Genomic DNA, 11,723 nt, shown 5'->3' on the forward strand with positions numbered 1-11,723 from the left:
TGTGCGCGTGGGACGTGTGTGACGCCCTTTTCGAATGCGACACAATGATCCCCACAGACAGAGAGGGGACCAGATGGGGCTGGACGTCTGGCTGCTTCTCAGTGCCGGAGTCGTCATCGCGGCCGTCGTCGCCGTACGTGTCGCCCACTGGAGCGGACTCCCCAGCCTTCTGATCTTCCTGGGCTTCGGGGTGCTCCTCGGCGAGTCCGGGCTCGGGCTGCAGTTCGAGAACCCGGAACTCGCCCAGCAGATAGGCCTGATCGCACTGGCGATCATCCTGGCCGAGGGTGGCCTGACCACCACCTGGAGCCACGTCAAGGGAGCCATTCCCACCGCCCTGGTGCTCGCCACCGTCGGCGTGGGGGTGAGCATCGCGGCCGTCGCGATCTCGGTTCACCTGATCCTCGACCTGGACTGGCGGACCGCGCTGCTGCTCGGTGCGATCCTCGCCTCCACCGACGCCGCCGCGGTCTTCTCCGTGCTGCGCCGCCTGCCCCTGCCGCCGCGCCTCGCGGGCATCCTGGAGGCCGAGTCGGGTTTCAACGACGCGCCCACAGTGATCGCGGTGATGCTGCTGAGCGCCGCCACCTCGCCCAGCCTCGGGGTCGCCCTGTTCAATGTGCTCTTCGAGCTGGTGGTGGGCACGGCCGTCGGCCTGGCGGTCGGTCCGCTCGGCATCTACGCGCTGCGCCGCATGGCGCTCCCCGTCTCCGGCCTGTATCCCATCGCGGTGCTGGCTCTCGCGTTCGTCGCCTACGCGGGAGCCGTGCTGCTGCACGGCAGCGGTTTCCTGGCGATCTATCTCGCGACGCTGGTCATGGGCAACTCCCGGATGCCGCACCGCGCGGCCTCGCGGGGCTTCGCCGAGGGCGTGGCCTGGCTGGCCCAGATCGGCCTGTTCGTCATGCTCGGGATACTGGTCAGCCCCTCGGAGATGCCGGCCGCGGTCGTACCCGGCCTGGTGGCCGGGCTGATCCTGGTCGCGGTGGCCCGCCCTCTGTCGATCATGGTTTCCGCCTTCCTGACCCGGCTGATGGGCATCGCCAGCCTCAACTGGCGAGAACAGGCCTTCCTGTCGTGGGCCGGGTTGCGCGGCGCGGTGCCCATCGTGCTCGCGACCATCCCCTGGGCCGCCACCTCCATCGAGAACAGCACGGCCAAGCTCGTGTTCAACGAGGTCTTCGTGATCGTCGTCGTCTACACGTTGTTGCAGGGGCCGACCCTGCCGTTCGTGGCGAAACTCCTCGGGCTGTCCACCCCCGACGAGGCCCGCGACCTGGAGGTCGAGTCGGCGCCGCTGGAGGAGCTCAACGCCGACCTGCTCCAGGTCAAGGTGCCGCCGACGTCCAAGCTGCAGGGCGTGGAGATCTTCGAGCTGCGACTGCCCCGCGACGCCCAGGTGACGCTGATCGTCAGGGACGGCCGGACGTTCGTCCCCACCGACTCCACCAGGATCAGGGTCGAGGACCAGCTCCTGGTCGTGACGACGGCCGCCTGCCGGGACATGGTCGAGCGCCGGATGCGCGCGATCAGCCGCAAGGGCAAGCTCGCGGGCTGGTTCGGCGAGCGCGGCGTCTGATCGAGATCTCCCTGTCGAGATCTCCCGTTGAGATCTCCCGTTGAGATCTCCCGATGGAATGCGAAGACTCCAACTCGCGTTTAAGCTTGTCGGCTGCGTACCATTAGCAGTCGCGCCACTAGAGTGCCAATCGGCGCGGACCACACGAGGAGGAGCGCGTGCCCACCTACCAGTACGCCTGCAGTGCCTGTACCCACCAGTTCGAAATCGTCCAGAAGTTCTCCGACGACGCTCTCACCGAGTGCCCGAGCTGCGCGGGTGACCTGCGCAAGGTGTTCTCCGCGGTCGGCATCGTCTTCAAGGGTTCGGGCTTCTACCGAACCGACAGCCGGTCGTCCTCGTCCAGCACGGTGAGTTCCTCGAACGGCTCGTCGAGCTCCTCGGACTCGTCCGGCTCGTCGAAGTCGTCCGACTCGTCGAGCTCCTCGGCCTCATCGGACTCGAAGTCCGACTCCAAGCCGGCGAAGGTGGCGAGCAGCCCGGCCCCCGCGGCCTCCTGAGCGCACCCCGCAGCCTCCTGAGCGCGCCCCGGGTTCTCCACCCCGATCCCCCGAACGCCGCTCTCCGGCAGGCGGTCCGCGGCGGGCGGTCCGCAGGCCGACCTCGCGCCCCGGCTTTCCAGCCCTCCACTCGCCGAGGCGGCGGCTGACGGACCGCCGAAAGTAACCGGCCGAACACTCGGTGAAGCGGTTATCCACAGGCCGCCACCGGGGCTCCACGGGAGGCGGCCGGTAGCGCTAATCTCGGCGCCATGGTCACTCGCGCGGACATCGGGGTCATCGGCGGCTCGGGCTTCTACTCATTGCTCGACGACGCCACAGAGGTCGAGATCACCACACCGTACGGGCCGCCGAGCGACGTCGTCACCGTCGGCCACATCGGGTCACGCTCGGTCGCGTTCCTGCCCCGCCACGGCCGCGACCACCGCTTCCCGCCGCACCTCATCCCCTACCGGGCGAACCTGTGGGCGCTGCGCTCTCTCGGCGTACGCCAGGTCCTCGCCCCCAGCGCGGTCGGCTCGCTGCGCCCCGAACTCGGCCCCGGCGCCCTGGTCGTCCCCGACCAGCTCGTCGACCGCACCTCCGGCCGCACGCAGACCTACTACGACGAGGGCGGCGTCGTCCATGTCGCCTTCGCCGACCCCTACTGCCCCTCGGGCCGCGAGGCGGCGGTCTCCAGTGCGCGTTCCTCCGACTGGGGGGTGTCCGACGGCGGCACCCTCGTGGTCATCCAGGGCCCTCGCTTCTCGACCCGCGCGGAGTCCCGCTGGTTCAGCGGCAACGGCTGGTCGATCATCGGCATGACCGGCTTCCCCGAGGCCATCCTCGCCCGCGAGCTGGCCCTCTGCTACACCTCGATCTCCCTGGTCACCGACCACGACGCCGGGGTCGAGGCGGGTGAGGGGGTCACCCACGAGGAGGTCCTCGCCTTCTTCGCCACCAACGTCACCCGGATGCGTTCCCTGATCACCGACGTCGTCGCCGCCCTCCCCGAAGACCGCACCTGCCCCTGCCCCACCGCCCTGGACGGCCTGAAACTCCCCTTCGACCTCCCCAACTGAGCCCACGCCTTTCCGAGGAGACCACCACTCCTGTCATCCGCTGCCCGCACGCCCCGGATGGCCGAACTCCCCTTCGGCCTCCTCGGCCAAGCCCACGCTCTCCTGAGGGGCTCACCACCGGGGAATCACCCACTGGGCATGATTTCGCTCCCGTCAGCCGGCGGAAATCGTCCCGCCCACGTCATTCATCAGGAATCATCGCGTCCCGCCGCCCGGCGGGGCGTTCCATCACGGGCACCGCGCCGCCCGGCTCCCGCTTCTGGAGTCAGCCATGCGCGCCCTACGCCGCCTCCTCGGCCGCCGTCATCGCCTGCTCTCCGCCCTCGTCGCCGCCCTGGCGATGGGATGCGCCGTGCTGGCCCTGCGCCCGGACACCGCCTCGGTGATCGTCCTGACCGCCGCCAGGGATCTTCCCGGCGGCGTGCTGAAGGGGACCGATCTGACACCCGCGGCCCTGAGGCCCGGCACGGTCCCCGACGGCGCCCTGAGACCTGGCACACCGTTCGCCGGAAAGATCCTGGCCGGTCCCGCGCGGCGCGGGGAGCCGCTGACCGATGTCCGCCTGCTCGGCCCCGGCCTGCTGGCCGCCCACGCTCCGGGAACGGTCGCCACTCCGGTCCGCGTCGCCGACCCCGAGACCGCGCGCCTACTCTCGCCGGGTGACGTGGTGGACGTGCTCGCCGCCGCCACCTCGACGTGGGACGGCACCGCCCCCGCGATGACCGTGGCCGAGGACGTCACGGTCCTGGCCACTCCGGACGAGAAGTCGGAGCGAGGCGCCCTCGTCGTACTGGCCACCACCTCGGCCCAGGCAACCGAACTGGCCTCCGCCCAGGCAGGCGGACGGCTCTCCATCACGATCGGCGCTCGCGCGAGGTGATTCTCAGGAGCGTGCTCCCAGCGCCAGGGCTCGAACGGGTCGTGCTGTGGTGGCGTCTGTCCCGGGCTTGGTCACCTGGGTGCTCCTGCCTGGCGGGCGGGCGCGGGCGGGTGTGCTCATCCGCAGGCATGCATGCATGATGAGCACACCCGCCCGCGTCACGCACCGCACGGACGCCTTGTCGCGCCCGCGTGGTGCGTTGATGACGGCACGGCGGCCTGGACCGGGGAAGGGGCGTGGCTGCCGTGCCCGCTCAGAAGTGGCCGATGCCGGCCGAGGTGGAGGTGAGCGCCCAGCGGTGCAGGAGTGCGTTCATCTCGGCCTCGAAATCTGACCCGACGACGAGCACCGCACAGCTGGAAAACCGTCCAGTCGTGCGGCAACACCAGCCCTCGTCATGATCGCTAGCCACGCGACCACGAAGACTCCCTAACTCCTTCGACGCCCTCGCGCCAAGGAAGATCCCGACATACCGGGAGCAGCTCTTTGGTCAGTTGCCCGACCCCCGGTCACAAGCATCCGCGGAACGGTGACTGACCGCCTCCTCACAGCAGGGAGCCGAGCTTGGGGTCGTACTCCCAGTGCCAGGGCTCGAAGGGGCTGACGTAGGCCCACTGAGGGTGGATCCAGCCGAACTGCTTGCCGTTGGCCTCCACCCAGTTGAACTCGGCCGAGCGGAAGCGCTCAACGCCCCCGCACAGGTCGACCGCGAGCCCCAGGCCGTGGTTGCTCCGCCCGGGAACCGCGGCGAAGCCGGGGCGGCGGTAGTAGACCGACTGCTGCTCGGCCAGGTTCCGGTAGCTGTCGGTCACGCATATGGGCCTGCCGAACCGCCGCTTGTACGCCTCGTTGAGGCTGATGAACGCGAGCGCGGCGTCGCCTCGTAGCTGGTTGCCCGGCTGCTGGAGCGGGCAGAGGTACGCCTGCGGGATGAGCCCGTTGGGAAAATCGCCCATCGAGGTCGCCCTGGTCGGGTCACACCCGGCCGCCGGTTGCCCATTCTTGTTGATCTTGACGCCCAGCTTCACCAGTGCCTTGGTCAGAGATTGCACGATCTTCTGCGAGCGCGCCCTGAGCGTCTCGATCTCGGCACCCATCTGCGCCTCCGCGAGGAGGTTGGTCGCCCGGAGCTCCTGCGCCTCACCCGCCAGCCGTTCCCGCTCCAGCTGCAGTCGGCTGCTGTCCTTGAGGATCAGGTCTTGCTCGGCAACGAGCTGGGTGACACCGGCCATGGCCCGCAGAGTGTCCGTATTGGACTCGCCGGACAGGAAACCGGCCACCTCGCCGCTGATGGGCTGCTGGTAGAGGAGTCCGACCAGGTCCGAGAGCGGCTGCCGTACCTGCTCGAAAGCCCTCTCGGCCACCTGCAGCTCCCTCAGCTTGGCCGTGAGCTGCTTTTCCGAGTCACGGATCTGGGTCCGCCGCTGCTCCAGCGCCTTGGTCGCGGCCTCAAGATCCTTCGTCGCCTTCTCCGCCTCGCGACGCAGCTCTGTGAGATTCACCGGCTCGGCGGCGACGACGGCCTGAACCTCCCCCGGCGCCCGCTGCGCGGCAGCGGCTCCCGGCAGGAGGGAAAGCATCGTCGCGACGACGGCGATCAGACCCGCTGATCGACGAGGTGGCACGTTCGACCCCTCCGTTTGCGAACTCGTGACCTGGGTCAGGCACGCACGCTACTACAGCTGACCAACTGCACGGGCCAGACCTCCACAGCCGCTATGCGCCGAACACCCCTTTTTGTGACCGGACAAGTCAGACTTCTTGCCGCGCGTGCTTCTTGCAGACCTCCCAGAGCCACGTCCCCCGCCACTCCCCCGGACAGCCGTCCCACGGCTCCGGCGACGGCGCCTGCTCCTTCTTGGGCTCGGGCTCCACCTGCGGGCGCAACGCCACCCTCCGCGGCCCCCTGGGGCCTCTGGGGACTCTTACAGGTACGACCACATCCGGCTGACTCGGCTGGCTCAACCCGCCCGGTTCGCCCGCTCCGTTCATCCCGCCCGGTCGCCCCAGTTCACCCGCCCCGTTCATCCCGCCCGGATGCCCCAGTTGGCCCGTCCCGCCCGGCTCTTTCTGCCCGCCGACCGAACGGCCCGCTTCCGATTTCGCGGCGACGGGCACCCACCCTCCGTACACCCGCTCCGGTCGCAGGGGCGGAGGCAGCAGCCTCGGCCCGAAGATCCCGCTTTGCACGGCCCCGACCGCGACCGGGACCACGGCTACCGCGTCGCCCCTTTCATCCAGCGCCCCTGTGCCACTTCCCGTCCGGAGCCCCACGCTCCCTGCTCCCATCTGGGACGCAGCTTGAGACCCGGCTTGGGGCCCACCTCGGTGCCCAGCTTGGGGCGCGACTTGAAACCCGGATTGGGGCCCAGCACCGCTCCCAGCCTCCGTCCGGGACTCAGCGCCATAGCCCGTCCCCGCCCATGGCCCTGCGCCATCACCGGCCTCAACCCGGGATGTCGCGCCGTCCCAGGCCCCTTCCCTCTCTTCAGGTCCCTGGCCTCCGCCCTCATATCCCTGGCGGCCCCTCTCCCGGAGACCTAGGCCCTTATGGGATTTTTCGCCGTCTCCGAGCCCGTCAGGCCCCGTACCGGCATCAGCCATCCGGATGGTCGCCTCGTAGCCCGTGAGCTCGGCCACCAGCAACCCTCCGGCCAGAAGCGCGGGCGCCAGCATCGCGCCACACAGCACCACCGGCCGCAGCGCCCTACGCCCACGAATGCGCTTCCGTCGCCTGTCAATCACGGAGCGTGACGCTAACCCCGCCCGACCTCGCACACCCGCCCACTTGCCGCCCTTTTACTCCAGCCGAGCGAACCGATAACCCACAGTCCGCCCCGACTCCCCCTCCGAGCGCGCAACCACTCGCTACTTTCGCTACTCTTACTAAGAGCCCCTGCCTCCGTAGCTCAGGGGATAGAGCACCGCTCTCCTAAAGCGGGTGTCGCATGTTCGAATCATGCCGGGGGCACCATCTTGACCAGCGATCACACCCTTGACCTGGGCGTTCGCGCCTTCCCTCCATCCGACCCTACGCAGCCGTGTGCCACCGTGGGCAGCCGTATGTCAGCGGCTGTGGGATATGCGTGGGATGGATCTTGGAGTGTTTCCGCAGGTCACCTCTCCTCTGAGTGGGCCGCAGTCACCGATCCCACAGCACCGGCCGGCGGCCGGAGCACGGGCCTGCAGGGCGAAGTCGGCCCCGCCTAGGATCGGGCATCGTGCAGCGATTGGCGCTCTTCGACCTGGACAACACACTCATCGACCTGGACGCCGCCTTCCTGCTGTGGGCGGAGGAGTTCGCCGAGGAGCATCGACTCAGCCGGAAAGCCGTCGACTACCTGGTTAAGCTGGACCGTAACGGCCTGCCCCACCGCGAGCCGTTCTTCACCAAGGTGCGCGAGCGGTTTAAGCTGTCCGCTTCGGCAGCGGATATGTGGGCCGCGTACCGCCGGCGGATGCCCCATCTCGTCGAGTGTCGTCCCGAGGTCATGGCCGCGCTGGCAGGTCTACGCACGTCCGGATGGCGCGTTGGGATCGTCACCAATGGCACCGCTGACAACCAGCTCGGCAAACTCCAGCGGACAGGCCTAGTTGATGTCGTCGACGGCTACGCGCTCTCGGGCATCGAGGGCATCCGCAAGCCTGACGTCGGCCTGTTCGAGATCGCCGCCAACCGATGCGGTGCGAGCCTCGCCGACGGGGGGTGGATGGTCGGTGACCACCCCGTCGCAGACATCAACGGAGGACACGCAGCCGGTCTGAACACGATTTGGATCGACCGCGGCACCCGGCCCGACCATGAGCACTCCCCGGACCACGTGGTCACCGACGTGATGTGCGCCACGGACATCCTGCATGACATCGGCGAGTGACTTTTCGAAGAGGTACCAGATGTTACCCGATTTCCTGACTCACGAAGCAAAAACCAGGACAGCTTCACTACGCTCCGCGTGTGGCCTACATAGTGACTCTCGCGTCTGAAGAACTTGCCTCTATACGTGCCAAGTTAAGGGTGGAACAGCGCCTGACCAAGGCTCTTCCAAAGGGAGTCAGACGGACTGGCCCTGTCACCGGACCACCGATGGTCCTGGTGCTGGGGCAGGGCGATAGAGATGAGTGGAACAGTTCCCCATCCCGGCATCTCGTCTGGATTGGCGTGGTGGCACGGCACAACACTGTGGGCGCCGTTGACAAAAGCATCACCGTCGACCCCCTCCGGGAGTGCATGAAAACAATCATGATCGACGGGCATGACGGGCTGCTCAGCCGACTCCCCAAGCCTATGCGCGAGGAGTTCGAACAAGCGGCCATCCTCGGCGGGGTCGGCGAATGCAGCTATGTCTTATGGGAGGCGGTGAATACTGCACTCCGGGCAGCACATCCGGAACTGATAGGTCTGCTCGACTGGTTGATCGCCCAAGCCGACCCCCCGGCGCTAGACAGCAATGACCCCGCGGACCGTGCCTGGCAGGAGCAACAGGACGCGACGCGGAGCCTCCTGCGGATCGCGGAGTTCCCGCACTCCAGCTTAGCGGCGTGGCAGCGCCCTTCATCGCGGGATGCGCCCTACCTGGCCGGACTCATACCGCAACCCGTCGAGCACAGCCTAATTGATCACGATGTTCGCGCCGCTGGGAATGCCTTCGGCCTGTTCAGCGAGTGGCCGAGCGGTAATGAGGTCAGATGCGATATCCACATACTGCAGGATGCCGAGGGCCGACGGCTGGAAGTAGCCAACGTTAATGCCACCCCCGTCGAATCCCGTCTCGGAACCGACATGATCTACTTCCATGAGTCCACCCAGAGTTTCGTACTCGTTCAGTACAAGCGTCTCGATTCACGCAAACGATCGATCTACGTGGACGATCGACTGCTGAGCCTGGATCCACCGAGCCGATTCTGAACTGAAGATCCTGAAATGAGAGGAGGTGCCCTCCGACCTGGGATGATGGGAGTTCTTCAGGCTTCCGCCACCTTGATCGAGAGGACACCTCTCAAGTGCAATTGTTCCACGACTCTGCCAAGACCCATGCGATCTTCGATGAGGAGCGTGTAGTCGCGTACGGCGGGCTGGGGCCGGTGATGCGGTTGGCCGAGCGGTGCGGCCTGAGCGACCTGGCGGGCGAGCACGTCACTCCCACCGGCCGGGACGGCGTGAACCCGGCGGCGAAGATCGGCTCGATCGTAGCCGGGATGGCCTGCGGGGCCGACAGCATCGATGATCTGGACGCACTGCGCCACGGCGGCATGGACACGTTGTTTACCGGTATCCGCGCACCGTCCACGCTGGGATCGTTCCTGCGGTGCCTGGCCTGGGGCAACGTCCGGCAGATCGAGAAAGTGGCCCGCCTGCTGCTGGCCCGGCTGGCCGCCCATACGCCGTTGCTGCCCGGCGCGGACGTGCTCGCCTTCCTCGATGTGGACTCGATGCAGCGACGTACCTACGGCTACAAGAAGCAAGGATCGGGGTTCGGCCACACCAAGATCGGCGGCAAGGGCGTGCTGGTGCGCGGACTGAACGTGCTGGCCTCCACACTGTCCACACCGCTGGCCGCCCCGGTGGTGACCGGCACCCGGCTGCGCGGCGGAAGCGCGAACTCCGCCCGCGGCGCGGCCTGGTTCGTGCGTGAGTCGATCGGCGCGGCACGATCAGCGGGCGCGAGCGCCACCCTGATGATGCGCGGGGACTCGGCGTTCTACACCGCAGGCGTGATCAACGCCTGCCACACGAACGACGTGCGCTTCTCCGTCACCGCCAAAATGGACCCCAAGATCAAAGCCGCGATCGCGGCGATCGACGAAACCGCCTGGACAGCGATCAAATACCCCAACGCCATCTTCGACGAACAAGCAGGGGGCTGGATCTCCGACGCCGAGATCGCGGAGGTCGCCTACACGGCGTTCGCCGCGAAGAAGGGCCAGGCCATCACCGCCCGGCTGATCGTGCGCCGGGTCAAACGGCTCAACTCGCAGACCGGGCTCCGGCCAGAGGAACCGTTCCCGCTCTACCGCTATCACGCGATCTTCACCGACAGTCCGTACGCCCTCGGGCAGGCCGAGGAACAACACCGTGATCACGCGGTCATCGAGCAGGTCAACGCGGACTTGATCGACGGGCCATTAGCGCACCTGCCCTCGGGCGTGTTCACCGCCAACGCCGCCTGGCTGACCTTGGCGGCGATCTGCCACAACCTGCTGCGCGCGGCCGGCTGCCTGGCCGGAACCTTTCACGCCAAGGCGCGCGGCGCCACCCTGCGCCGCCATCTCATCGGCGTGCCCGCCCGCATCGCCCGGCACGGCCGGGGCCACCTCACCCTGCATCTTCCCCGGTATTGGCACTGGCGGCACGCATGGATGAACCTCTTCCAAGCCGTCCACCGGCTGCCACCGATCCGCGCGGCTTGACCCGTCCCCGCCCTGCCACCACTCTTCCCTCGACCTCCACGGTCACCCGCGCCCTCGCGCACGAACCCCGCCCCCGAGCCCGTGAACGCCTGGACAATCCGTGACCCGCGCACGGCGGGTTCTCCACACCCCAAATCAGACCCCCGTCAGGCAAAACGGTCCTGGTGAAGGAATCGAACCGAAGAATGATCACCAGAATTCACGCCGTGGATCCAGGCTGAGCCAGATCGATCGGCTTGAGAAGGTGGCACAACTTAGTCGTTCCCCTGCACTGCCTAGTGAGTGGCGAATGGGAAACGACCCCTGTTTCCTCAAGCTCGCCTACTGGCCCGAGGACACCGACAAGCAGCCGGTCGAGGGGCTCGTCCCCGGCATGTACCTACCAGTCTCTTACGTTCGACTACTCTTGAAGGACGACTGCACGCGCGGCGTCCAAGCTGGAAGCCAAGCACGGCTCCTCGGTTACGAACAGGTAGAGCGCTACCTGATCAACACGCAGTTCATCGAGCTGGTCAAGCACGGGCTAGCCGGCACGGTCGGCACCACCGCCGAGGAATTGCACTCTCTGGTGCAAGACCGCATCGAGAGAGGTCAGAGCGTCGTTCTAGCTGCGGAGCGCAGTCGCGAATCGGTCCGCGCTCGCCAAAAACGCACTCGCAGCCGCGGATCCAAGGCCAAGCGCTACATTCATAGGGTGTACAACCAGGACTCTCTATTTTGACCGAATTTGGTGGAATAACTACAGGCAGGCGTCACAATGGTCCGCAGCGTCATGCCGGTAGAGTCCTGAGCATGGGCCGCCGGATCGACTTCTACGACGACCCCGCCGCGCCCAAGCCCAACAGCCTGGTGCCGTCGGTGAACGTCGTGGTCACCAACGAGGCGGGCGAGATCCTGATGATCCGTCGCAGCGACAACGGCAACTGGGCCGTGCCTGGCGGTGCGATCGATCTGGGCGAGTCCCTGCCCGAGGCCGCGATCCGCGAGACGTTGGAGGAGACGGGGATCGGGTGTGAGATCACCGGCCTTGTCGGGACGTACACCGATCCCAAGCACGTGATTCTCTACACCAGCGACGGCGAGGCCCGGCAGGAGTTCTCTATCGTGCTCACCGGCCGAGCCGTCGACGGGGAGCCGACGCCGAGCGACGAGTCCCGGGAAGTGCGTTGGGTGCCTCGGAGCGAGGTTTGCTCACTGTCGATGGACCGCTCAATGCGGCTGCGGATCGGCCACTTCCTCGAAGGATCGGGCAAGCCACACATAGGTTGAGGCCCCGGCTTGTGCCAGGGCCTGGA

12 protein-coding genes, 1 tRNA gene and 1 pseudogene are annotated in these 11,723 nt (G+C 67.4%); 10 read left to right on the forward strand and 4 right to left on the reverse strand.

The genetic code is table 11. The features are described 5' to 3' along the window. The first annotated feature begins 73 nt into the window (after positions 1-73). On the forward strand, positions 74-1,579 hold the full coding sequence (locus OG884_RS11915; protein ID WP_326645016.1) for a potassium/proton antiporter: 1,506 nt from the start codon (positions 74-76) through the stop codon (positions 1,577-1,579). 158 nt (positions 1,580-1,737) lie between these two features. Continuing rightward, positions 1,738-1,830 (forward strand): annotated as a pseudogene (locus OG884_RS37465) (FmdB family zinc ribbon protein); the annotation flags it as partial. A gap of 62 nt (positions 1,831-1,892) precedes the next feature. Here the strand turns inward: OG884_RS37465 and OG884_RS37470 are convergent. Then, positions 1,893-2,120, reverse strand: coding sequence for a hypothetical protein (locus OG884_RS37470; protein WP_442811756.1), 228 nt, complete (start codon positions 2,118-2,120; stop codon positions 1,893-1,895). Positions 2,121-2,330: 210 nt separating this feature from the next. Here OG884_RS37470 and OG884_RS11925 point away from each other — a divergent pair, with 210 nt between their 5' ends. Together OG884_RS11925 and OG884_RS11930 are read left to right on the forward strand one after the other, a co-directional pair. Further along, positions 2,331-3,140, forward strand: coding sequence for an S-methyl-5'-thioadenosine phosphorylase (locus tag OG884_RS11925; RefSeq protein ID WP_326645020.1), 810 nt, complete (start codon positions 2,331-2,333; stop codon positions 3,138-3,140). A gap of 271 nt (positions 3,141-3,411) precedes the next feature. Then, positions 3,412-4,020, forward strand: a complete 609-nt coding sequence (locus tag OG884_RS11930; protein WP_326645022.1) for an RcpC/CpaB family pilus assembly protein — start codon at positions 3,412-3,414, stop codon at positions 4,018-4,020. A gap of 253 nt (positions 4,021-4,273) precedes the next feature. Here OG884_RS11930 and OG884_RS11935 read toward each other — a convergent pair whose 3' ends face one another. The 3 genes from OG884_RS11935 to OG884_RS11945 all read right to left on the reverse strand — a co-directional run bounded on the left by OG884_RS11935 (position 4,274) and on the right by OG884_RS11945 (position 5,913). Continuing rightward, a complete protein-coding gene (locus OG884_RS11935; RefSeq protein WP_326645024.1) occupies positions 4,274-4,432 on the reverse strand; it encodes a hypothetical protein in 159 nt (52 codons plus the stop codon). 133 nt (positions 4,433-4,565) lie between these two features. Next, positions 4,566-5,645 (reverse strand): D-alanyl-D-alanine carboxypeptidase family protein, encoded by a 1,080-nt coding sequence (locus OG884_RS11940; RefSeq protein ID WP_326645026.1) that lies wholly within the window; start codon positions 5,643-5,645, stop codon positions 4,566-4,568. A 127-nt stretch (positions 5,646-5,772) separates the two neighbouring features. Further along, complete coding sequence (locus OG884_RS11945; RefSeq protein ID WP_326645027.1) at positions 5,773-5,913, reverse strand: hypothetical protein; 141 nt, start codon at positions 5,911-5,913, stop codon at positions 5,773-5,775. 1,005 nt (positions 5,914-6,918) lie between these two features. Here OG884_RS11945 and OG884_RS11950 point away from each other — a divergent pair. From OG884_RS11950 to OG884_RS11975, 6 genes are all read left to right on the forward strand, one after another. Beyond that, positions 6,919-6,994: transfer RNA gene (locus OG884_RS11950), tRNA-Arg, on the forward strand. 247 nt (positions 6,995-7,241) lie between these two features. Continuing rightward, positions 7,242-7,895, forward strand: a complete 654-nt coding sequence (locus OG884_RS11955) for an HAD family hydrolase (RefSeq protein WP_326645029.1) — start codon at positions 7,242-7,244, stop codon at positions 7,893-7,895. Positions 7,896-8,104: 209 nt separating this feature from the next. After that, the gene (locus OG884_RS11960; protein WP_326645031.1) at positions 8,105-8,926 is read left to right on the forward strand and encodes a hypothetical protein; all 822 of its coding nucleotides are present in this window, start codon (positions 8,105-8,107) and stop codon (positions 8,924-8,926) included. A 95-nt stretch (positions 8,927-9,021) separates the two neighbouring features. Further along, the gene (locus OG884_RS11965; protein WP_326635019.1) at positions 9,022-10,428 is read left to right on the forward strand and encodes an IS1380 family transposase; all 1,407 of its coding nucleotides are present in this window, start codon (positions 9,022-9,024) and stop codon (positions 10,426-10,428) included. Positions 10,429-10,717: 289 nt separating this feature from the next. Beyond that, positions 10,718-11,149 (forward strand): hypothetical protein, encoded by a 432-nt coding sequence (locus OG884_RS11970; protein ID WP_326645033.1) that lies wholly within the window; start codon positions 10,718-10,720, stop codon positions 11,147-11,149. A gap of 71 nt (positions 11,150-11,220) precedes the next feature. Continuing rightward, positions 11,221-11,697, forward strand: a complete 477-nt coding sequence (locus tag OG884_RS11975) for an NUDIX hydrolase (RefSeq protein WP_326645035.1) — start codon at positions 11,221-11,223, stop codon at positions 11,695-11,697. Positions 11,698-11,723: the final 26 nt, after the last annotated feature.

Source organism: Streptosporangium sp. NBC_01755 (genome assembly GCF_035917995.1).
Lineage (GTDB): Bacteria > Actinomycetota > Actinomycetes > Streptosporangiales > Streptosporangiaceae > Streptosporangium.